We start from the raw sequence: 22,556 nt of genomic DNA on the forward strand, positions 1-22,556 counted from the left end.
GTCTCCGATCATGGCGTCTCCGATCATGGCGCGGCCTCGACGGCGTCGAGGTGGCGCAGCAAATCCATTTCGATCTCCGGCAGCATCCGGCCGGTCAGCGCCAGTTCCAGCGACGGTTCGGTGCCGGAGATGTGGCGGTCGGCCTGCTGAATGGCGATGACCGCCCAGCGCATGCAGGCCGCAGCCTCCCAATAGGCGACGGCGACAGGATCCACCTCGCGTCCGGCGGTTTCCTCGTAGCCGGCATAGAGGTCGGCGCGTTCGGCGATGCCGCCGGCCTCGCGGTCGTTGCGGCCGAACCGCCAGCAGGCGGCGCAGAACCAGCCCAGATCCTCCATCGGATCCGACCAGCCGGCGAACTCCCAGTCGATGATCGCCGTCAGTCGGTCACCATCGACCATATAGTTGCCGGTGCGGTAGTCGCGATGGCACAGCACGAGGTCGCCGGCCGGCACCGCGTTGCGCTCCAGCCAGCGCAGCCCATAGGCCAGCACCGGATCGCTGGCGGCGTAGCGCCCGGCCCAGCGGCGGAAATCGGCCACCGCCTGCAAGGCTGCCGTCGGTTCCGGCCGCGCCAGGAACTCCAGCCCTTCCGCACCGGGCCGCACCCGGTGGATCAGGCCAAGCTGCCGGCCGAGTTCACGGGCCAGCTCGCGCCGCGGTTCCTCGCTCTTGACGATGCGGAAGCCAGCGGCGACGCCCGTCGCCCGCCGCATGATGTAGAAGGGCGCCCCCAGCATGGCGGGATCGGCACCGACGAACAGCGGCTCCGGCACCGTGGCGCCGGCGGCGAAGACGGCGCGCAGGACCGCGGCCTCCTCCGCCTTGCCCAGGCTGGCCGAGACGCCGGACGCCGATCCGGTGCGCAGCACGCAAGGATGGCGGCCAGATTGCGGCCCGCCGTCGATTTCCAGCGTCACCGCGAGGTTGAGCGAGATGGCGCCGCCGCTCAGCCGCCCCTCGTCGATGACGGTGACCGACCGCGCCCCGGCCTGTCCGGCCAGCCAGCTTTCGAGAGCGGCCTTCCGGCCGGCATCGATGAGGCCGGTGTCAAGACCGGCCTTCCCGCCGCCGCTCATCGCCAGCCCCAGAAATCGTCGCCCTCGGCGAGGTAGCTGCGGCTCAGCACCATCTTATGGACCTCCGACGCGCCGTCGACCAGCTTGGCCTGCCGGGCGTAGCGGTAGATCCATTCCAGCACCGTGTCCTTCGAATAACCGCGCGCACCGCAAAGCTGGATCGCCGTGTCGGCCGCCTTGAACAGCGTGTCGGCGACCTGGACCTTGGCCATCGACACCTCCTTGCGGGCGAAGCTGCCGCTGTCCAGCGCATGCGCCGCCTTCATGGTCAGCAGCCGGCCGATCTCGATCTGCATCGCCGTCTCGCCCAGCATCCACTGCACGCCCTCATGCTCGGCCAGCGAAATCCCGAAGCTTTCGCGTTCTTTCACATAAGCGCCGGCGATCTCCAGGCAGCGCTTGGCGAGGCCGGTCCAGCGCATGCAGTGGGTCAGCCGCGCCGGGCCGAGCCGGATCTGCGTCACCTTCAGCCCGTCGCCGACCTTCATCACCACATTCTCGTCCGGGATTTCCAGCCCGTCGAAGATCAGCTCGCAATGGCCGCCATGCTCCTCCGGCCCCATGATCGGGATGCGGCGCTCGATGCGCCAGCCGGGCTGGTCCTTGTCGAACAGGAAGGCGGTCAGCCCCTTGCGCGGATCGTCCGACGTGCGCGCCATCAGGATGAAGTGCTGCGCCGCGTCGGCCCCGGTGATGAACCATTTGCGACCCGTCACCACCCAGCGGTCGCCCTTGCGCTCCGCCCTGGTCTTCATCATCGACGGGTCAGAGCCGCCGCCCGGATGCGGTTCGGTCATGGCGAAGGCGCTGCGCACCCGTCCCTCGACGATGGGGGCGAGCCAGCGCTCCTTCTGGGCCGGCGTGCCGACCATGCTCAACAGCCGCATGTTGCCGTCGTCGGGTGCGGCGGCGTTGAAGGAGACCGGGCCGAAGATGGAGCGGTTCATCTCCTCGTAGCAGGCGGCGACGCCGACCATCGGCAGGCCGTGGCCGCCGACCTCCTTCGGCAGTTGCAGGGTCCACAGCCCGGCCGCCTTCACCTTGGCGCGCAGCGCCGCCAGCGGCGCTTCGGCGATGTTCTCGTGCTCGTCCCAGTTGGCGCGGTCGGCCTCGACGGGAAGGATCTCGTCCTCGACGAAGGCGCGGACGCGGCGGCGGTAGTCTTCCAGCTCCGCGGGAAGGGTGAAATCCATTGAACCGCTCCGTTCGTTCAGAGGGAGGAAACCAGATGGCCGCCATCGACGGCCAGAACCGATCCGGTCATGTAGGCGCCGGCATCCGACGCCAGCAGAAGCAGCGGCCCGTCGAGATCGGCCAGCCGGCCGAGGCGACGCTGCGGGATGCGCTTGACCAGCGCCTTGCCGGCATCGCTGGCGAAGAAATCGGCATTCAACTCGGTCTCGACATAGCCGGGACACAGCGCATTGACGCGGATGTTGTGGCGCGCCAGCTCCAGCGCCATCGCCTTGGTCAGATGCACCAGCCCGCCCTTGGCGGCGATGTAGGACGAGACCTGCCCCGCCACCCGCATGCCGAGGATGGAGGCGATGTTGACGATGGTCCCGCCCTGCTTGTCGTCGCGCATGTGCTGCGCCACCGCGCGTGCCACGCGGGCGCAGCCGGTCAGGTTGGTATCGATCACCCGGTCCCAGTCCTCCTCGCCCATGTCGAGGAAGGGACGGGTGGCGGTGACGCCGGCATTGTTGACGAGGATGTCGATGCGGCCCAGCGCCCCCCACGCCTCCCCCACCGCGGCGGCGACGGAAGCGGGGTCGGTGACGTCCATGGCGACGACAACGGCGCTGCCGCCGGCGGCCTCGATGGCGGACCGCGTTTCGGCCAGCGCCTCGGTCCGCCGGGCGGCCAGCGCCACGCGGGCGCCCGCCTTCGCCAGGACACCGGCGAAGTGGCGGCCCAGGCCGCTGGAGGCGCCGGTGACCAGTGCCGTCCTGCCGGTCAGATCGATGGAGACGCTCATGCTTCCTCCCATGGTCGGGATCGTTTGGCGAGGCGGCGGGGCACGGCCCCGATCGGCACTCTTGAAAAATCGAGCGAGCGCTCGCTTTATATCCTTGGCGCCGACGATGTGCAAGAACGATCAGCATCGCAAACGATAGGACAGCCGGTATGAACAGCTTGCGCGACTTCCAGGCACGGCACGATCTGTCGATGGAGGCGCTGTGCGCCCGCATCCTGGAGCGGCATGCCGCGACCATCCGGGTGAAGAAGCCGGCGGTCGCCATCGGCAATCTGGCGCGCATCGTCGAAACCACGCTGATGCTGGCGAACCGCAAGGGCTTCCACTCCACCAGCCTGCGCGACCTGACCGAGCAGTCGGGGCTGAGCATGGGGGCGCTCTACGCCTATTTCGACAGCAAGGACACGCTGCTGATGATGATCCTGGGCCAGGTCGTCAGCGTGGTGGAGGAGGTGCTGGGCCACCCGCCCGACGGGCTGGCGAACGACCCGGCCGCCCGGCTGCGCTGGCTGCTCAGCACCCACCTGTTCCTGACCGAGACCATGCATCCCTGGTTCGTCTTCGCCTATATGGAGGCCAAGTCCTTCCCCAAGGACGGGCGCGACCTTGCCGTCACCAGCGAGATGCTGACGGAGAGCATGATCGCCGACGCGCTGGCCGACGGAGTCGCCCGAGGCCTGTTCGCCATGCCCGACGTGACGATGACGGCGGCGCTGATCAAGCCGATGCTGCAGGACTGGTACGTGAAGCGCGCCAAGCACCGCCGCCGCGGCATCACGCCCGACCTCTATGCCGAGCAGTTGATCGCCTTCGTCGAGGCGGCGGTGGGGCCGAGGCGGGCTTAGAGTGTGATCGCTTCAAGCGGAATCGCTTGAAGCGTGAATCACACGGAAAACCAAAAGCTTAGAGTCTGTCTGGTGCTTCAATAAGCACCAGACAGACTCTAGATCGTGGACACCCGATCGCGCAGCACCCGCTTGGTCACCTTGCCGTTGGCGTTGCGCGGCAGCGCGTCGCCCAGCAGCGTGACGTAATCGGGCACCTTGTATTCGGCGAGGCTGGCGCGACAGAAGTCGCGCACGTCGTCTTCGGTCAGGCTGCCGGACTTTGAAATGACGAAGACGTGGATCTTCTCGCCCAGCACCGGATCGGGATGGGCGACCACCGCCGCCTCCACCACGTCCGCATGGCGGACCAGCAGGTTTTCGACCTCCACGCTGTAGATCTTGTGGCCGCCGCGGTTGATGACGTCGTTCTTGCGGTCGTGAAGTCGGAGATAGCCGCGCCCGTCCAGTGTGCCGATGTCGCCGGACCGCCAATAGCCATCCACGAAACTGTCGCGGGTGGCATCCTCGCGGTTCCAGTAGCCGCGGATGGTCATCGGACCGCGGATCCACACCTCGCCGCTCACCCCCGGCGGGCATTCGCGGCCCTGATCGTCGACGATGCGCAGGTCGCCGCAGGGCACGCACATGCCGACCGAATCCAGGCAGGCGCGGGTGTGGCCGATGGGAACCACGCTGATGATGGTGGCGCATTCCGTCGAACCGTAGGCGTTCAGCAGATGCAGGTCGGGCAGCCGTTCCGCCATCGCCTCCACCGTTGCTTCCGGCATCGGGGCGCCGCCGAAGCCGCCGATCCGCCAGGACGACAGGTCGTAGCGGCTGAAATCGGCGCGCAGCAGGCAGAGATTGTACATGGCCGGCACCAGCACGGTGGTGGTCATGCGCTCCCGGCTCGCCAGTTCCAGGAAACCGGCGACATCGAAGGCGGGCATCATCACGGTGCAGCCGGCGACGCGGATCATCGCCATGACGACAGCGACCAGCCCGGTGACGTGCGAGGCCGGAACCGCCAGCACCGCCCGCTCGCCCTCGCGATAGTCCCAGCATTCCTCGAAATGCATGGCGGAGTGGATGATGTTCACATGCGACAGCAACGCGCCCTTCGGCTTCCCGGTGGTGCCGGAGGTGTAGAGGATGACGGCGATGTCCTCCTCCCGCTGCGGCTCCGCGGACTGCGGAAGGTCGGCGTCGGTTTCCAATAGCGCTTCGAAGGGCTGGCAGCCGTCCACCGCTCCGCCGGCGGAGAAGCGCGAAATGAGCGACGGCACCTCCACCGCGTCGGGCATCCGGTCTGCGAGGCCCGAGTCATGGATCAGGATGGAGGCGCCGCAGTCGTTCAGGATGCCGGCGATGCCCGGCCGCTGCTCCCGCGCGCTGACCGGCACCGCGACGATGCCGGCGCGGGCCGCCGCCAGCAGGGCGATGAGGAACTCCGCGCGGTTGGACAGGACAAGCGCCATGCGGTCGCCCGGCCGGGCGCCCTGCGCCAGCAGGCACGCGGCGGCGCGCGTCGCCAGCGCATCCAGCCGCCCATAGCTGTAACGCCGCTCCCCATCCACCAGCGCTTCGCCATCCGGCCGGCGCGCGACGGCGGCGCGGAACATGGCGTCGATGGTGGACGGACGCTCGCTGTAGCACGGTACGAGGCGCGTGCCGAAAAGCAGCTCGCGCCGTTTGGAAACGCCGATCCCGTCCGGCCAGGCCATGCCGCTCCTCCCTGACGATTCAATTGGAATTTCTGGTGGAATATCTGGATTCAGGCGATGCCGGGGCTCGAAGCTCTGCGGCCCCACCGGCACCGCACTTGTCGGTGTTGCGGAAACTATGTCATTCTATGAACTGAGTGTCAAATAGCGACACCGTCAGCAGGGCGAACATAGCGCCCGACGCGAGCGGAGCCGACGCTTCGCGCGACCATTCCCAAATTCCGCACATCATCGAAGAGCAGGCGCCGGACGCCAGCCAATCGGGAGGAAACCGATGTCGACACCCCATTACGTGACCCTCGCCGACAGCCAGATGCGCGTCTGGCGCAGCGGATCGGGCCCGGACCTGCTGGTCCTTCCCGGCCTGATCGAAGCGGCCTCCGTCTGTGCCGACCGGCTGGCGGGTGCGCTGCCGGGTTGGACCGTCACCGCGCTCGACCTGCCGGGAACCGGCGGGTCGGTCACAAGCTGGGCGGACGACGTCGCCGGACTGGCCCGCCTGATCGCCGATGCCGCCGGCCGGCTCGGCCTGATCGGCTGCCCGCTGCTGGCCTTCGACCTTGCGGCCCCTCTGGCACGCGCTCTGCCGGCAACGGGGTGGCAGCCGTACGGCGTGCTGCTGGTCGACACCGCCGTGGCGGAGGGGTGGAGCGAACGGGACTTGCGTCCTGCCCCGCTGACTCCCCGCGCGGATGGCACGCATCTGGCGGTGCTGTGGGCGCATCTGCGCGACGCCCATGTCCTGGAACCGCGCGACGCCAGCCATCCGGCCAGGAGCGGCGCTCCCCTGCCCGCTCCGCCTGAGCTGGATGCGATGCTGCGCAGCGCTGCCGTCGCACCGGACCGGTATGGGGCGCTGTGGTCGCTGTGCCTGGACGCCATGCGCGCGGAGACCGGCTCTGCCGCCGGGGAGAGTTGTATCGCTGGGCTAGCGGAGGTCGCCGACCGTCTCGCACCGATGGCCGCCGGACGGAAAGCCACCGCTCCGCTGCCGCCGACGCGGTCCTTCGCCGACCCGCTGCGGGTCTGGCACGATTACGCCGACACACCCCATGGCCGCGTCCATCTGCGCCGCGCCGGGCGGGGACGGCCGCTGCTGGCTTTCCAGTCGGCACCGGGTTCGTCGGCACCGCTGCTGCCGCTGCTGCACGGGCTGGCGGCGGAACGGGAGATCATCGCGCCCGATTATCTCGGCAACGGCGAGTCCGACAAGCCGGAGCGTGCGGTGGACATCGGCGTGCTGGCCGACGACATGCTGGCGCTGGCCGACGCGCTTGGCCTGGACAGGTTCGACCTGTGGGGAACCCACACCGGCGCGCTGGTGGCGCTCGACCTGACGGTCCGCCATCCCGAGCGGATCGGCCGCGCCGTGCTGGAAGCGCCGGTGCTGATCCCGGCCGACTTCAGCGCCGACATCCTCGACCATTACTTCCCGCCGCTGGCCGCCGACCGCTGGGGGCTGCATCTGCTCCAGGCCTGGAACATGCGGCGCGACATGTTCCTGTTCTGGCCGTGGTACCGCCAGGAGCGCGCCGCCGCCCGCGACATCGGCGTCCCGACCGCGGCGGTGCTGCATGACTGGACCATGGGGCTGCTGGCGAGCAGCAGCCATTACGACCGCTCCTACCGCGCCGCCTTCCGCTACGACACGCGGGCGGCCCTGGTGCGCCTGACCCGTCCGGCCCTGATCTGCGCCGGTCCGGCCGACATGCTGGTCGAAGGGCTGGCGGAGGCGAAGACGCTCGCCCCGGCCGGAACGGAGGTCACGCCGACCCCTGCCACCGTCTGGTATCCCGGCCAGGGTGCCCAGGCGGTACAGGAAACCATCGACTGCTACGCCGCTTTCCTCAATGGAAAGCCGGGGACGGCAAATCCGCACCCGGTGTCATAAGGCAATACTGTCGCCACCCCCGTTCAGCCGCCGATGGCGGGCCCAGTTCAGCCGCCGATGGCGGACTGGGCGCGGACGGCGCGGTGCAGCGGCGGGGCCGACAGGGAATAGAGGTTGGCCGAGATCTCCCGCACCGCGTCGCGCATGTCATCGAGGAAATTGGGCTGGCCGTTGCGGACGATGTGGGGGGTCAGGCCGGTCAGGCTGACCGCGGCGATCAGCCGGCCATCCGGCTCGAACAGCGGCATGGCGATGGCGGCCAGCCCCTCGATCACGTCGTCGACCGCCACCGACCATCCACGCTGCCGCACCTCCTCCAACTCCTTCGCCAGCTGGCGGGGGTCGGTGGTGGTGTGGGGGGTGAGGCGCGTAGTGCCGCGGGACAGCACGCGGTCGACCTCCGCCTCCGGCAGATAGGCCAGCAGCACGCGCGGCGCCGCACCGCAATTCATCGGCAGCTGCCCGCCGACGATCCACCAGCGCACCTCGACCGAGCGGTCGCTGTGGAACTGGTCCAAACAGACAGCCGACCCGTCGTGATAGACGGACAGGAACACGGTGCTGCCGGTCGTCTTCGCCAGCCGCGACAGGATGGTGGAGGCGATCTGGCGCAGGTCGCGGCGTTCCGGCACCGCCCCGGCCAGCTTCAGGATCTCGAGCCCCAGGCTGTATTTCTGGCTCTGCGGGTCGAAGGCGGCGAAGCCATCCTGCACCAGCGTCAACAGGATGCGCCGAGCCGTCCCCTTGTCGAGCTTCGCGGCACCGGCGACCTCCGTCAGGGTCAGCGTCGGGCCTTCCCGATAGAAGCTGCGCAGCACGGCCAGGGCCCGCGACACCGCGCGGACGCCGAGACCGTTCTTTTCCGTGCCCTGGCCGTCCATCTCTTGGCCGTCCATACCCTGGTTGTCCGCGCCCTGGTTGTCGTCCTGTTCGGTGTCCATACGTTCAAGCCCCTTATGGATGTCCCGCGTCTCGAGTCCAGGCGGAAACGCTGCTGTCCGACACAGCCGGCGGAAGACGGCGAAACCGCCATCATCCCGCCGCGGTAGCAGCGCCGGCTAGCATTGATGGCAGGCGCGGAGTTCCGCAACCCCTTTCCACCGTCCCTAACGCGATGCACCGTTCGTGTCAAACAGTGACACCAATTTTGCCTGTTGACACGATCCGGTGCAAATGGTTTCCTTGCCAAACAAACAAAACGAACCAAACAGAACAAGCGCGCCCCACCGCCTTTGCGGATGGCGGGCGCCCCATGCTCCGGCACGCCGCCGTCCCCTGATTTCCCGGACCGGCCGCCGGCATCCTGCACGAGGGGAGGACTATGCACACCATCGCCCTTGGTGCGTTCACGGTCACGCGGATCGAGGAAATGCTGACGCCGGGCTTCGACCCCGGCTTCCTGTTTCCGGCCTACGACGACGCGATCCTGACCCGGAACCCCGAACTGGCCGAACCGAATTTCCTCGCCCCGGCATCAAAGCGCCTGATGTCGAGCATGCATTCCTGGCTGATCCGCACCGACCGCCATGTGATCCTGGTCGACACCGGCTGCGGCAACCACAAGGAACGCCACACGCCCGGTTTCGAGCGCTTCCACATGCTGGACAAGCCCTATCTGCGCAACCTCGCGGCGGCGGGCGTGCAGCCGGAGGACGTGACGCTGGTCATCAACACCCACCTACACATCGACCATGTCGGCTGGAACACCCAGCTGGTCGACGGGCGCTGGGTGCCGACCTTCCCCAACGCCCGCTACATCTACGGCGCGCAGGAATTCAAGCACTGGCGCAGCCCCGAGGGCGGGCTGATCGGCATGCCGGGCAACGGCCCGGTGATGGAGGACAGCGTCCTGCCGGTCTGGGAAGCCGGACAGGTCGAGCTGATCGAGGACGGCGACCGCATCCTCGACGGGCTGTCGGTGGAACTGGCCCCCGGCCACACCGCCGGCCAGATGTTCGTCCGGCTGGAGTCGGACCGGCACGCCGCCTATTTCACCGGCGACTGCCTGCACCAGCCGATGCAGGTGGCGCGCCCCGACTGGAACAGCCGCTTCTGCGAGGATCAGGCGCAGGCGGTGGCGACCCGCCGCCGGCTGCTCGACCATGCCGCCGACCGCGGCGCCCTGGTCTTCCCCGCCCATTTCGGCGCTCCCCACACCGGCTTCGTCCGCCGGACGGCCGAGAATTTCCGGTTCGAGCCGCTCGCCGCCTGATCATTCAGCCCGATCATACCCGAAAGGGACTTCCCCATGAGCATCGCCGCCCTCGACGGCCCGGCCACTCTCATCGACACCCTGCGCACGGCGCTCGGCCCCGACGGCCTGCTGGATGACGAGAAGAGCCGGAATTTCTACGCCAACGACGTTTTCTGGCAGCCGGGCATCGCGCCGCTCGCCATCGCCCTGCCGCGCGACCGCGACGCCGTCGCCGCCACCGTGCGCGCCGCCCATGACGCCGGGGTGGCGGTGGTGCCGCGCGGCGGCGGCATGTCCTACACCAAGGGCTATCTGCCCGAAGGCCCGAATTCGGTCGTCATCGACAGCCGCCGGCTGAACCGCATCGTCGAGCTGAACACCGACAGCCTCTATGTGACGGTGGAGACCGGCTGCACCTGGGCGGCGCTGAACGAGGCGCTGGAGGGAACCGGCCTGCGCACCGGCTATTGGGGACCGCTGTCGGGCATCAACGCCACCATCGGCGGCGCCCTGTCGCAGAACAGCGCCTTCTTCGGGTCCGCCCTGCACGGCACCGTGGCGGAGAGCGTGCTGGGCGTCACCGTGGTGCTGGCCGACGGGCGCACCGTCACCACCGGGTCGGGCGGACGCGTCGGCACCAAACCCTTCACCCGCTCCGGCGGCCCCGACCTGACAGGCCTGTTCCTGGGCGACAACGGCGCCATGGGCTTCAAGGTGGCGGCGACGCTGCGGCTGCACCGCCGGCCGGAGCACACCGATTTCCTGTCCTTCGGCTTCGCCACCATGCAGGCGATGGCCGCAGCGCAAGTGGAGATGGCGCGGGCGCGCTGCGTCTCGGAAGGCTTCGGCATCGACCGCACCAAGGTCGAGCATTCGGCCAGCGTCAACAAGCTGTCGGACGGGCTGAAGACGCTGGGCAACGTGGCGAAGGCCGGCAAGTCGCTGTTCCAGGGCGCCAAGGAGGCGCTGAGCGTCGCCACCGCCGGCACCGCCTTCCTCAAGGACCACAACTTCACCCTCCATCTGGTGGTGGAGGGGCGCAGCGAGACCCAGTTGCGCGAGGCGATGCAGACGGTGCGCGAGATCGGTGCCCGCCACGGCAAGGAGATCGAGAACAGCGTGCCCAAGGTCATGCGCTCCAAGCCCTTCGGGCCGGTGCGCGGCATGCTGGGGCGCGAGGGTCAGCGCTGGGTGCCGATCCACGCCATCTTCCCGCTGGGCGACGCCGACAGAGTGGTCGCTGCCAACGACGCCTTCTTCGCGGAAAAGCGCGGCTTCATGGAACAGCACGGCATCATCTATTCGGTGATGACCATGACGGTCGGGAACGACTTCTTCCTGGAACCGGCCTTCTACTGGACCGACGAGATCACGCCGCTGCACGCCGCCAGCCTGGGCGACGAGGTGGTGAAGCCCTGGCGCGACCGCCCGGCCAACCCGGCGGCGCGCAACGCGGTGGCGGAACTGCGCCGCGCGACGCAGGAGCTCTATTGCAGCCTCGGCGGCGTCAGCTGGCAGGTCGCCCGAGACTACCCGTTCCGCGAGATCGTGACCCCCGAAACCTGGTCGCTGCTGGAAGGCGTCAAGCGCGCCGTCGATCCGCAGGGGCTGATGAATCCCGGTTCCCTCGGCCTCGGCCGCTGAGGATCGGGAGCGGAGACATCCACGCCATGGGCTACACCATCACCGAGAAGATCCTGGCACGCGCCGCGGGGCTGCCCGCGGTGCGCGCCGGACAGGACATCAAGGCGAAGCCGGACTTCGTCCTGGCCTATGACTTCCCCGGCTACACCGATGTCTACTTCAAGACGATGAAGGAGGATTTCGGCATCGAGCGGGTGGCCGAGCCGGAACGCTTCGGCATCTTCATCGACCATATGGTGCCGACCGCCACCGCCAAGGAGGAGGAGTTGCACATCAACACGCGCAACTGGTGCGCGGAGAACGATGTGCCGCTGTTCGAACGGCACGGCATCGGCCATCAGGTGGCGGCCGAGGTCGGCTATGCGACGCCGGGCGCCTTCGTCGTCCATTTCGACGGCCATGTCAGCCAGCTCGGCACCTTCGGCACGCTCGCCATCGGCTTGCGCCGCAATGTGATGGAAGCCTTCGTCAGCGACACCGTGTCGATCCGCGTGCCAGACACCGTGCGGGTGAACCTGCGCGGGTCTTTGCGGCCCGGCGTGATGGCGCGCGACGTCTTCCATCATCTGGTGCGGCGTCTGGGGCCGAGTTCCTGCCGCTTCCAGGTGCTGGAGCTGGGCGGGCCGTCGGTGGCGGCGATGTCGACGGAGGGGCTTCAGACCATCACCGGGCTCGCCATGTTCACCGGCGCCCTGACCGCCATCGTCAATCCCGACCCGGTACGGCTGGACTACGCCCTGCCCCGCGCCCGCAAAAGGCTGGAGCCGGTGTCGAGCGATCCGGACGCCCACTATTCGGCGGTCCACGACATCGACCTGTCGGATCTGGAACCGATCGTCGTCGCCCCGCCGACCCCGGCGGACACCCGCGACCTGACCGAGTTCCTCGGGCTGGAGATCAACGCCGGTTATCTGGGGTCCTGTGCATCGGGCCGGCTGGAGGATCTGCGGGCGGCGGCCAAGGTGCTGGAGGGCCGGCGGGTCAAGACCGGCGTCTCGCTGCACATCGTGCCGACCAGCCAGGAGCTGATGGCGGCGGCGGCGCGCGAGGGGCTGGTCTCCACCCTGGTGGAGGCGGGGGCCTTCGTCTCCTCCCCCAGCTGCGACTATTGCTTCGGCCGCATCGCGACGATGACGGCGGGCCAGCGCGCGGTATCGACCGGCACGCTGAACGTCCGCGGCCGCATGGGCAGCCCGGACTCCGAGATTTACCTCTGCAACGCCGCGGTCGTCGCCGCCTCCGCCATCGAGGGCCGGATCGCCGATCCGCGCCCGTACCTGTGAGGCCGGGCATGACCGAACCCACACTTAATATGCCGGCGATGAAGGGCCGCGTCGCCTTCATCTTCGACGAGGTCAACTTCGACGTCGACCAGATCGTCGGCGTCAAGAACATCAAGATCACCGACGTGGCCGAACTGGCGCAGCTTGCCATGCAGGCCTACGACCCCGATTTCGCCACGTCGGTACGGCCGGGCGACCTGCTGGTCGGCGCCGACAATTTCGGCTACGGCCATCCGCACTACCCGCCGATGAAGGCGATGCGCCATCTCGGCGTCACCGGGGTGATCGCGGAATCCTTCTCGCCCGGCTACTGGCGCGGCGAGGTCAGCATGGGCTTCCCGCAGGTCAGCTGCCCCGGAATCCTCGGCTTCGTCCGGCGCTGGGACGAGATCGAGGTGGATTGGGCGGCGGGCGTGGTCCGCAACCACACCCAAGGCACCGAAATTCCCTTCGAACCGCTGCCGCAGGCGGATGCCGAGATGATCGAGGCCGGCGGCCTCGTCCCCTTCCTGAAGCGGCAGGCGGCCCAGCAACGCGAACAAAAGGACCATGCCAATGTCTCGGGGACCTGAATTCCGCAATCGCATCCTGGCGCAGAAGACCGTCTGGTCGGCCGGTGCCTATGACGCCCTGTCCGCCCGCTTCATCGAGGCGGCCGGCTTCGACGCGCTGATGACCTCGGGCTTCGGCGTCTCGGCCTCCTTCCTCGGCCAGCCGGATGCAGAGCTGTACACCATGTCGGAAAACCTGACGGTGGTCCGCAACGTGGTGTCGGCGGTCAACGTGCCGGTCATCGCCGACATCGACACCGGATATGGCAACGCCATCAACGTGATGCGCACGATCCGCGAGTTCGAGGCGTCGGGCGTATCGGCCGTCATCATGGAGGACCAGGTGGCGCCCAAGCGCTGCCCGATCTGCGTCGGCGGGGTCGAGGTGATCCCGATGGACGAGGCGGTCGCCAAGATCGAGGCGGCGGTGGCCGCCCGGCGCGATCCCAACATGCTGATCATCGCCCGCACCGACGTGGTCGATCCGGCTGCCGCGATGGAGCGCGGGCGCGCCTATGTCGCCGCCGGTGCCGACATGATCCAGCCGATCAGCAAATGCTTCCAAAACATCGACGGCTTGCGTGCGATGCGCGAGGCGGTCGGCGTGCCGCTGTCGCTGCAGCTGCTCGGCTGGCTGGAGAAGCTGTCGGCCGACGAGGTCGAGGAGGTGGCCGGCATGGCGACCTACGCGCTGGTGCCGCTGATGACCGTCGCCTCGGCGCTGAAGGAGAATCTGGCGGCGCTGGCCGAACGCCGCTCCACCCGCGATCTGCCGCGCCCGGTGACCGACCACAACAGCTTCATCGACTTCATCGGCTTCCCGCAGATCGAGGAATTGCAGAAGCGCTACCTGAAGACCGCCTGACGATCCTTTGCCGGCGGGCACCACCCGCCGGGGCCAAGGGGAAATCAAAAGCCGGCCGGGCAAAAGACGGCCAACCAAAAGACGACCAATCCACGGAGGAACCCCATGTTCGGTAGGCGCACTCTCCTTGCCGCCGCGGCGGCCCTGGCCCTGATCATTCCCGTCGCCGGCACCACCGGCGCACAGGCGCAGCAGCCCCCAGTCCGCATCGCCCTCATCGGGCCGATGAGCGGCACCGGCGCCTTCGAAGGCCAGCTCGGCCTGGAAGGCGCGCAGGCGATGGCCGCGGTGATCAACGCCAAGGGCGGTGTGGCCGGCGGCCGCAAGATCGAGCTGCTGACCTATGACGACAAGGGCTCCCCCGAGGATGGCGTCAGCGCCGCCAAGCGGGCGATGGAGCAGGACAACGTCGACATGATCATCGGCGGCTGGTTCAGCGCCGTCGCCCTGTCGATGAAGGAAGTGACGCGCGACAAGATCATCACCGTCATGACCAGCTCCCAGCACCCGAAGGTGACGGAGGAAGGGCACAAGTACCTGTTCCGCCTGAACGCCACCTCGGCAATGATGTCGGAGTTCTATTCGAAGGCGATCTGCGACCGCATCAAGCCCAAGTCCATCGCCTTCATGAACGTCAACGACGACTGGGGCCGGCTGGAGCTGGACAACTACACCAAGCTGCTGACCGGCTGCGGCATCGAGGTGAAGGGGCATGAGTTCTACAACCGCACCGACACCGACTTCACCACCGCGCTGACCAAGCTGAAGTCGCTGAACGCCGACGCCATCTATGTCGCGGCGATCAACACCTCGCAGGGGGCGACGATCTACCGGCAGATCAAGCAGACCGGCTATCGCGGCAAGGTCATCGCGTCGGCCGGCAACATGAACCCGAAGCTGGTCGAGCTGTCCGGCAACTCGCTGGAGCAGGTCTATTCCGCCTCGCCCTTCACCGAGGACGGCGCCGCCCCGTCGCTGAAGCCGTGGCTGGACCAATACCGCAAGGACTACAAGAACGATCCGTCCTTTATCGCCGCGCTCGGCGCGCAGGCGGTGCAGACCCTGGCCTTCGGCGTCGATGCCGCCGGCGGCGACCCGCGCGCCTACGACAAGATCGCCGCGGCCCTGAAGTCGCAGGCGGTCCCGACCGTGATGGGGGAGCTGCGCTTCTCCGACAAGGGTCAGGCGAGCCAGGCGATCCATCTGGTGCAGGTTCAGAAGAAGCAGATCGTCAGCGTCCGGGATTAACGAGGGTCTCCCTCTCCCTCCTTCTTCCCCCTCTCCCCCCCGGGGAGAGGGTCGGGGTGAGGGGGAGGCATTGGGTGGATTCTAGGTAAAGGGCCGCAGCGCGACCCCCTCACCCTAACCCTCTCCCGGGGGGGGAGAGGGAACAACCGCCCGCCCCCCGACAGGAAGATTCGACATGGATTTCACCGTCTTCGCCCAGCAGATCGCGAACGGCCTGGTCAACGGGATGGCCTATGTGCTCATCGCCACCGGGCTGACGCTGGTCTTCGGGGTGCTGCGCATCGTGAATTTCGCCCATGGCGAGTTCTACATGCTCGGCGCCTACATCACCTATTTCGTCGGCACCCTGTTCGGGCTCGACTACATCGCGGCGGCGGCGATCTCGGCCGTGGTGGTGGCGGGGCTCGGCGTCGCCGCCAACAAGCTGATCTTCTGGCCGCTGCGCCGCGACCATGAATTCACCATCCTGCTGTCCAGCCTGGGCCTCGCCCTGCTGATCGCCAACGGCGGCGAACTGTTGTTCGGCGCCGATCCGAAATATGTCGAGAGCCCCTTCGCCGACGAGGTGCTGGAGATCGGCACGGTGACGCTGACCCAGCAGCGCGTGCTGGTCTTCGCCGCCGCGGTGGTGGCGCTGATCGCGGTCTACCTGTTCATCCGCTATTCGCGCTTCGGCAAGATGATGCGGGCGACGGCGCAGAATCCGGACGGTGCGGCGCTGACCGGCATCAACATCGGGCTGGTCCACACCTACACCTTCGCGCTCGCCTGCGGGCTGGCGGCGCTGTCGGGCGCCCTGGTCGGCCCCACCGTGATGATCTTCCCGACCATCGGCAACTGGGCGGTGCTGAAGGGCTTCATCGTCGTCATCATGGGCGGTCTGGGCAGCGTCACCGGCGCTCTCTTCGCCGGCCTGCTGCTGGGCGTCATCGAATCGCTGGGCGGCGGCTACATCTCCCTCGGCTTCATGGAGGCGATCGGCTACGCGATGATCATCGCGGTCCTGCTGTGGCGCCCCAACGGCCTGTTCAGCACGGCGCGGGGTCTGCGATGAACACCAACTCTCATGGGCATTCCCTGGGCCAACCCCTGGCGATTGCCGGCGGTATCGCCGCCCTGGCCGTCCTGCCCTTCCTGGCCGGCAACGCCTATCTGGAACATCTGCTGGTGCTGTGGATGCTGTATGCGCTGCTGGCGCTCAGCCTCAACATCGTGATCGGCTATCTCGGCGAACTCACCTTCGGCCATGCCGCCTTCGTCGGCGTCGGCGCCTACACCTCGGCCATCCTCTCCACACAGCTGGGCCTGCCGCCGCTGCTGGGGCTGCCGCTGGCCGGGCTGGTGGCCGCAGCGTTCGGGCTGGTCATCGGCTACGCCGCCCTGCGGGTGGTCGGGCCGCAGTTCGCCATCCTGACGCTGGGCTTCGGCGCCATCCTGTTCACCATCACCAACCATTGGGTCGATCTGACGCGCGGGCCCATGGGCATCACCGACATCCCGCCGATGGCAATCGGTCCGCTGGCCTTCGACAGCGCCCGACCGACCTATTATCTGGTGCTGGCGCTGGTGCTGGCGACCGCCTATCTCTGCCACGCGCTGGTGGGCAGCCGCACCGGCCGCGCCTTCCTGGCGGTGCGGGAGAATGCGCCGCTCGCCGCCTCGCTCGGCATCAACGTCTTCCACACCAAGCTGATGGGCTTCGTCGCCGCCACCGCCATCGCCGGCATCGGCGGCGCCATCTATGCCCACTACATCCGGGTCATCACCCCCGATATCATGGGCGTCCACAATGTCGCCGCCCTCATCATCGTCGTCATTATCGGCGGCCGTGGCACCATCCTGGGTCCGATCCTGGGGGCGCTGGTCTATATCGGCCTCCTGGAATCGCTGCGCGTCGCCGGCCCGCTGCGCATGGTCATCTTCGCAGCCCTGCTGACCGGCACCGTCGTCTTCCTGCCGGGCGGGCTGATCAGCCTGTGGCAGCGCTGGCGCAACGCTCACAAGTCGGAGAACACCCAGCCGGCCACGCCCACCGGCTTGCCCAGCACGGAGGGAGGTGCGAAATGAACCCCGCCGCAAACGCAGGTGAAATCCTCGCCGTCAGCAACCTGACCCGCATCTTCGGCGGCCTGACCGCGGTGCGCGACGTCACCATGACGGTCCAGGCCGGCGAGGTGGTCGGGCTGATCGGGCCGAACGGCGCCGGCAAGACGACGCTGTTCAACATGCTGGGCGGCTCGCTGCCGCCCTCGTCCGGCAGCATCCGCTTCGCAGGCACCGACTGCACCGGCGCGCCGTCGCACGTCATGGGCCAGCGCGGCGTCTCGCGGACCTTCCAGATCACCAGCCTGTTCCCAAGCCTGACGGCGCTTGACAATGTGCGCAGCGCCGCCTTCCGCACCACGCGGGCCGGCTGGGGCGCCGCCATCCTGCGCAGCCCCGCCTACCGACGGGAAGAGGCGGAGCTGCGGCGCAAGGCGCTGGAGATCCTGGCCTTCTGCGATCTCGACCACCGCGCCGACACGCTGGCCGACGCCATGTCCTATGGCGAGCAACGCCGGCTGGAGATCGCCATCGCGCTGGCCGCCGAGCCGCGCCTGCTGCTGCTGGACGAGCCGGCCGCCGGCATGAACCCGGAGGAGGGCCAGCGGCTGGTCGAGATGATCCGCCGCATCCGCGCCCGCGGCGTCACCGTTCTGCTGGTGGAGCACCACATGCGGGTGGTTGCCAGCGTCTGCGACCGGCTGGTGGTGCTCGACCATGGGGTGAAGATCGCCGAGGGACCGCCGGCCAAGGTGCTGAACGATCCGGAAGTGATCCGCGTGTATCTGGGACGGGAGCCGGTCGATGCTTAAGGTCGAAGGTCTGAAAGTCCGCTACGGCCACCGCGAGGCGGTCCACAACGTCTCCCTGACCGTCGAGGCCGGAGAGCTGGTCACGCTGGTCGGCTCCAACGGCGCCGGCAAGACGACGACGCTGAAGGCGATCTCTGCCCTGCTGCGGCCGAGCGGCGGGACGATCACCTTCGACGGCGAGCGCATCGATAGGCTGGCGCCCCATCAGGTGATCGAGCGCGGGCTGGTCCATGTGCCGGAAGGCCGCCAGCTTTTCCCCGAGATGACGGTGCTGGAGCATCTGGAGCTGGGCGCGCTGCGCGGCCGGCCCGGCAGCATGGGCTTCGCCGAGCGGCTGCGCTGGGTCTACGAGCTGTTCCCCATCCTGGCCGAACGCCGCACCCAGAAGGCCGGCACGATGAGCGGCGGACAGCAGCAGCTGGTCGCCTTCGGCCGCGGCCTGATGGCCAACCCGAAGTGCCTGATGCTGGACGAGCCGACGCTGGGTCTGGCGCCGATCATCGTCGACACCCTAGCCGACACCATCAGGAACCTGCACGGCACCGGCATCACCATCCTGCTGGTCGAGCAGCGCGTGGATCTGGCCCTGCGTCTTGCCGACCGCGCCTATGTGCTGGAAACCGGGCGGGTGGTGATGGAGGATTCGGCCCAGACCCTGCTGGCCGATCCGCGCATCAAAACAGCCTATCTCGGGCTGTGACGGGCATGTCCGGCACGGAGGTGGTGGAGCGGGCGCGGGCGATCCTCGGGCCGGCCCATGTGCTGGTCGGGCCGGTGGACACGGCGCCCTTCCTGGCGGACTGGCGCGGGCGCTACCGCGGCGCGGCGCTGGCCGTGGTCCGGCCGGCCGATGCGGCGCAGGTGGCGGCCATCGTTCGGCTTTGCGCGGAAACGGGCACGCCGCTGGTTCCCCAGGGCGGCAACACCGGGGTGGTCGGCGGCGCCATTCCCGACGGTAGCGGCCGCAGCCTCGTGCTCAGCCTGTCGCGCCTGACCCGCATCCGCGATGTCGATCCCATCGGCGACAGCCTGACAGTGGAGGCCGGCTGCACCCTGGCCGCGGTCCAGGCCGCCGCCGAGGAGGCCGGGCGGCTGTTCCCAATGAGCCTGGGCAGCGAGGGCAGCTGCCAGATCGGCGGCACCATCGCCACCAATGCCGGCGGCACCGCCGTCCTGCGCTACGGCCCGATGCGCGACCTCGTGCTCGGGCTGGAGGTGGTGCTGCCCGACGGCACGCTGTGGAACGGGCTGCGGTCGCTGCGCAAGGACAACACCGGCTATGCCCTGAAGCATTTGTTCATCGGGGCGGAGGGCACGCTGGGCATCGTCACGGCGGCGACGCTGAAGCTGTTCCCAAGGCCGCAGAGCGTCGCCACCGGCTTTCTCGCCCTGCCCTCGCTGGACGCGGCTTTGCAAGTGTTCGCCCAACTGCGCGCTGCGCTGGGCGACCGGGTGAGCACGGCGGAAATCCTGTCGGAGTCGCAACTGGCCTCGGTGCTGGCCCATGTGCCGGGCACTGCCCGACCGCTCGGCACAATCATGCCCTGGTATCTGCTGGTCGAGGTCACCGACCCGATGCAGGGGCTGGATCTGGCCGCGCGGCTGGAGGATTTGCTGTCAACCGGGTTGGAGGACGGACGCATCGCCGACGCGGCGGTGGCCCGCAGCCAAGCCCAGGCGAATGCGATGTGGAAGCTGCGCCACAGCGTGTCGGAGGCCAACCGCAAGAGCGGCATCGTCGTCGGCCACGACACCGCGGTGCCGGTCGCCCGCATCCCCGACTTCGTCACCCGCGCCAGCGCGGCCATCGAGGCGGTGCGGCCGGATGCCCGAGTGGTGGCGGTGGGGCATATCGGCGACGGCAACATCCATCTGGTCGCCATCCTGCCGGAAAGCCTCCGCGAAAGCCTCCGCGCATCCGGCGAGCCGCTGGACCGCATCGCCCAGGCGATCAGCGCGGCGGTCCATGAACAGGCAATCGCGCTCGGCGGCACCATCAGCGCCGAGCATGGCATCGGCCAGAGCATGCGCGACGCGCTCGCCGCCTTCAAGGGACCGGCGGAGATGGCGTTGATGCGGGGCATCAAGCAGCTGTTCGACCCGCAGGGAGTGATGAATCCGGGCAAGGTCGTGGCGGCCCGACACTGACCATTGTGTCCCCGGTTCAGGCCACCGCCGTTATCACATGCGCCTGAATCCTGCCGTCTATCGGGCCGTCGGCGAAATGCCGGGCGATGGCCTGGGCGGCGAGGTCCGTCACCTCGTCGAGGCGGCTTGCATCCCGCGCCTCGATCTCCAGGCGCATGGGCGTTCCCTGGCAAAAGCCGGTCGCCGGATCGGCGGCAGTCGCCGCCCGGCTGCGCAGGGTCACGGTCTCGATGCCGATGTCGGTGAAGCCGGCTTTTTGGAGGTCGGCGCGGACCCGCCCGGTGTCATGATAGCCGTGCGGCGTCCGTGCCATGAAGCCGGGCGGATCGTCGGGAAAGGCCGCGGCAACGGCGGCGCTGACGACCGCGGCGATCTCGTTGTCCTCGATCCGGTCCCACACGCTGAACAGGAAGCGGCCTCCCGGCTTCAGCACCCGGCGTGCTTCGGCGAACCCCTCGGGCTTGTCCGGGAAGAACATCACGCCGAACTGGCAGACGAGCGCATCGAAGCTGTCGCTTTCGAAGGGCAGGCTCAGGGCGTTCGCCTGCCGCCATATCACCCGCGACGCATCCAGCTTCTGCGCCGCATGGTCGAGCATCGGTTGATTGAGGTCCGTCGCAACGAGTTCGACGCTTGCCGGCAGGGTCTGGACCAGGGCGCGCGTCACAATCCCGGTTCCGGCCGCCGTTTCCAGAATCCGCCCTTCCATGCCTGCAAGCCGCCGTGCCATATCGCCGGCATAGGGTTCGAACAGGAGGGGGCCGAGATAACGGTCATAGAGTGCCGGAATCGCCCCTGCGAATGCCTTGTCCACGTCAGCCATGTCGCCCCCCATTTCAAAATGCGGGATCGCTCAGCTTATTCCCCGCCGACGATGCGGGCGACGGCCAATTGGGGGCGGGCGCATGCTCCTTGGGTCCGGCAATCGACGAAATCGCAACGAAAAGTCCCCCGGAGCCATGCGTTTCGGCATGGCTCCGGGGGACTTGCGGTCATCTTGGGAAAAGGGACGGTTCAGCGGTCCGACCGGGTCAGGAACCGCAGGACCAATGCTGCGGCCGAGGCGGCGGTGGCGACGGCGACCACGCCATTCCAGCCCCAGGCGGCCAGGGCCTGGCTGCCCAGCGTGGCGCCGGCTGCCATGCCGATGAACATGCCGACCATCAGCACCGCGTTCAGGCGGCTGCGGGCGGCCGGGTCGATGCCGTAGACGATGGTCTGGTGGGCGATCAGCGATGCCTGGACGCCAAGGTCGAAGCCGACGGCGCTCGCCACCAGCAGCCACAGGCGGCCCCCTTCGGGCAGCAGCGGCGACAGCGCCATGGCGGCGAAGGACAGCACGGCCAGACCGGCGCCCAGCCGGGTCATCAGCGCCGGACCGCGGCTGTCGGCGATGCGGCCGGCAATCGGCGCCACCAGCGCACCGGCCGCACCGGCCAGACCGAAGGCACCCGCCGCGGCGGCACCCAGATGGAACGGCGCGCCATGCAGCATCACCGCCAGGGTCGACCAGAAGGCGCTGAAGCCCAGCGACAGCAGACCCTGCGCCATCGCCGCCCGGCGCAGGCCGGGATGACGGGCCCACAGCGTGACCAGCGACCCCAGCAGCTCGCCATAGCCGAGATCGGTCGTCGGCGCAAAGCGCGGCAGCCCACGCCACAGCGCGGCGCCGAGCAGGGCGATGCTGCCGGCGGCGGCGACGAACACGACGCGCCAGCCGAACTGTTCGGCGATGACGCCGCTGACCACCCGAGAGAGCAGGATGCCCAGCAGCAGGCCGGTCATCACCGTGCCGACCACCCGGCCGCGATGCTCCGCCGGGGCCAGCGTCGCGGCGGCGGGGACGATGTCCTGCGCCAGCGTCGCCGAAAGCCCCATCACCAGGCTCGCCGCCAGCAATCCGCCGATGGAAGGCGCGAAGCCCGCCGCCAGCAGGGCCGCGACCAGCACCGACACCTTCGCCAGGATGATGCGGCGGCGGTCGAAGCGGTCGCCCAGCGGGGCCAGCAGCAGAATGCCGAAGGCGTATCCCAGTTGGGTCAGCGTCGGCACCCAGCCAACCGTCCGGTCCGCCGCCCCGATGTCAGCGCCGAGCACGCCCAGCATCGGCTGGCTGTAATAGAGCGTCGCCGCCGCCAGACCGGTGCCCGCGGCCATCAGGAACACCAGCGGCCGGCTCATCCCGCCGTCATGCGCAGGCGCCAGGGGACCCTGGCTTGGCATTGCACTTGCCAGCGGCGTTGCATGCGCAGTTTGAATGATTGTCATC

20 protein-coding genes are annotated in these 22,556 nt (G+C 68.6%); 13 read left to right on the top strand and 7 right to left on the bottom strand.

Translation table 11 applies throughout. From position 1 onward, the window contains the following. Positions 1 to 23: 23 nt before the first annotated feature. From VH569_RS21860 to VH569_RS21870, 3 genes are read right to left on the bottom strand one after another with little or no spacing between them, the layout of a single operon-like run. A complete protein-coding gene (locus tag VH569_RS21860) occupies positions 24 to 1,079 on the bottom strand; it encodes a phosphotransferase family protein (RefSeq protein ID WP_423317886.1) in 1,056 nt (351 codons plus the stop codon). Further along, positions 1,076 to 2,272 carry an acyl-CoA dehydrogenase family protein gene (locus VH569_RS21865; protein ID WP_423317887.1) on the bottom strand — a complete coding sequence of 399 codons (1,197 nt, stop codon included), beginning with the start codon at positions 2,270 to 2,272 and terminating at the stop codon, positions 1,076 to 1,078. The genes VH569_RS21860 and VH569_RS21865 overlap by 4 nt, the downstream gene beginning before the upstream one ends. 17 nt (positions 2,273 to 2,289) lie before the next feature. After that, positions 2,290 to 3,057 (bottom strand): SDR family NAD(P)-dependent oxidoreductase, encoded by a 768-nt coding sequence (locus VH569_RS21870; protein ID WP_423317889.1) that lies wholly within the window; start codon positions 3,055 to 3,057, stop codon positions 2,290 to 2,292. Between the two features lie 149 nt (positions 3,058 to 3,206). Here VH569_RS21870 and VH569_RS21875 point away from each other — a divergent pair, with 149 nt between their 5' ends. Beyond that, a complete protein-coding gene (locus VH569_RS21875) occupies positions 3,207 to 3,902 on the top strand; it encodes a TetR/AcrR family transcriptional regulator (protein ID WP_423317891.1) in 696 nt (231 codons plus the stop codon). A 98-nt stretch (positions 3,903 to 4,000) separates the two neighbouring features. On the opposite strand, the gene VH569_RS21880 is transcribed toward VH569_RS21875, so the two are convergent. Next, the gene (locus tag VH569_RS21880) at positions 4,001 to 5,608 is read right to left on the bottom strand and encodes a class I adenylate-forming enzyme family protein (protein ID WP_423317892.1); all 1,608 of its coding nucleotides are present in this window, start codon (positions 5,606 to 5,608) and stop codon (positions 4,001 to 4,003) included. Positions 5,609 to 5,882: 274 nt separating this feature from the next. Between VH569_RS21880 and VH569_RS21885 the strand changes: the two genes are divergently transcribed. Further along, positions 5,883 to 7,499, top strand: coding sequence for an alpha/beta fold hydrolase (locus VH569_RS21885; protein ID WP_423317894.1), 1,617 nt, complete (start codon positions 5,883 to 5,885; stop codon positions 7,497 to 7,499). A gap of 47 nt (positions 7,500 to 7,546) precedes the next feature. Here VH569_RS21885 and VH569_RS21890 read toward each other — a convergent pair whose 3' ends face one another. Next, entirely contained in the window at positions 7,547 to 8,440 is an 894-nt protein-coding gene (locus tag VH569_RS21890) for an IclR family transcriptional regulator (RefSeq protein ID WP_423317896.1), read from the bottom strand. Positions 8,441 to 8,820: 380 nt separating this feature from the next. Here VH569_RS21890 and VH569_RS21895 point away from each other — a divergent pair, with 380 nt between their 5' ends. The 11 genes from VH569_RS21895 (at position 8,821) to VH569_RS21945 (ending at position 20,287) form a co-directional block, all read left to right on the top strand. After that, positions 8,821 to 9,711: an MBL fold metallo-hydrolase gene (locus tag VH569_RS21895; RefSeq protein WP_423317897.1), complete on the top strand. Its 891-nt coding sequence runs from the start codon at positions 8,821 to 8,823 to the stop codon at positions 9,709 to 9,711. Positions 9,712 to 9,747: 36 nt separating this feature from the next. Further along, complete coding sequence (locus tag VH569_RS21900; RefSeq protein ID WP_423317899.1) at positions 9,748 to 11,337, top strand: FAD-binding oxidoreductase; 1,590 nt, start codon at positions 9,748 to 9,750, stop codon at positions 11,335 to 11,337. Positions 11,338 to 11,363: 26 nt separating this feature from the next. Then, entirely contained in the window at positions 11,364 to 12,620 is a 1,257-nt protein-coding gene (locus tag VH569_RS21905; RefSeq protein WP_423317901.1) for a 3-isopropylmalate dehydratase large subunit, read from the top strand. Positions 12,621 to 12,628: 8 nt separating this feature from the next. Then, complete coding sequence (locus VH569_RS21910; protein WP_423317903.1) at positions 12,629 to 13,192, top strand: 3-isopropylmalate dehydratase; 564 nt, start codon at positions 12,629 to 12,631, stop codon at positions 13,190 to 13,192. Further along, entirely contained in the window at positions 13,176 to 14,036 is an 861-nt protein-coding gene (locus tag VH569_RS21915) for an isocitrate lyase/PEP mutase family protein (protein ID WP_423317905.1), read from the top strand. The genes VH569_RS21910 and VH569_RS21915 overlap by 17 nt, the downstream gene beginning before the upstream one ends. 105 nt (positions 14,037 to 14,141) lie before the next feature. Continuing rightward, entirely contained in the window at positions 14,142 to 15,284 is a 1,143-nt protein-coding gene (locus VH569_RS21920; protein ID WP_098736494.1) for an ABC transporter substrate-binding protein, read from the top strand. Between the two features lie 175 nt (positions 15,285 to 15,459). Continuing rightward, entirely contained in the window at positions 15,460 to 16,338 is an 879-nt protein-coding gene (locus tag VH569_RS21925) for a branched-chain amino acid ABC transporter permease (RefSeq protein WP_098736495.1), read from the top strand. Continuing rightward, a complete protein-coding gene (locus VH569_RS21930; protein WP_423317908.1) occupies positions 16,335 to 17,351 on the top strand; it encodes a branched-chain amino acid ABC transporter permease in 1,017 nt (338 codons plus the stop codon). The genes VH569_RS21925 and VH569_RS21930 overlap by 4 nt, the downstream gene beginning before the upstream one ends. Then, positions 17,348 to 18,139: an ABC transporter ATP-binding protein gene (locus tag VH569_RS21935; protein ID WP_423317910.1), complete on the top strand. Its 792-nt coding sequence runs from the start codon at positions 17,348 to 17,350 to the stop codon at positions 18,137 to 18,139. Before VH569_RS21930 ends, VH569_RS21935 begins: the two co-directional genes overlap by 4 nt. Further along, on the top strand, positions 18,132 to 18,839 hold the full coding sequence (locus tag VH569_RS21940; protein ID WP_423317912.1) for an ABC transporter ATP-binding protein: 708 nt from the start codon (positions 18,132 to 18,134) through the stop codon (positions 18,837 to 18,839). Before VH569_RS21935 ends, VH569_RS21940 begins: the two co-directional genes overlap by 8 nt. Before the next feature lie 5 nt (positions 18,840 to 18,844). Continuing rightward, positions 18,845 to 20,287, top strand: a complete 1,443-nt coding sequence (locus VH569_RS21945) for an FAD-binding oxidoreductase (protein WP_423317913.1) — start codon at positions 18,845 to 18,847, stop codon at positions 20,285 to 20,287. A gap of 16 nt (positions 20,288 to 20,303) precedes the next feature. On the opposite strand, the gene VH569_RS21950 is transcribed toward VH569_RS21945, so the two are convergent. Together VH569_RS21950 and VH569_RS21955 are read right to left on the bottom strand one after the other, a co-directional pair. Further along, positions 20,304 to 21,110 carry a class I SAM-dependent methyltransferase gene (locus tag VH569_RS21950; protein WP_423317915.1) on the bottom strand — a complete coding sequence of 269 codons (807 nt, stop codon included), beginning with the start codon at positions 21,108 to 21,110 and terminating at the stop codon, positions 20,304 to 20,306. 191 nt (positions 21,111 to 21,301) lie between these two features. Continuing rightward, positions 21,302 to 22,468, bottom strand: coding sequence for an MFS transporter (locus VH569_RS21955; RefSeq protein WP_423317916.1), 1,167 nt, complete (start codon positions 22,466 to 22,468; stop codon positions 21,302 to 21,304). Positions 22,469 to 22,556: the final 88 nt, after the last annotated feature.

This window comes from Azospirillum sp. 11R-A (assembly GCF_049472615.1).
GTDB lineage: Bacteria > Pseudomonadota > Alphaproteobacteria > Azospirillales > Azospirillaceae > Azospirillum > Azospirillum palustre.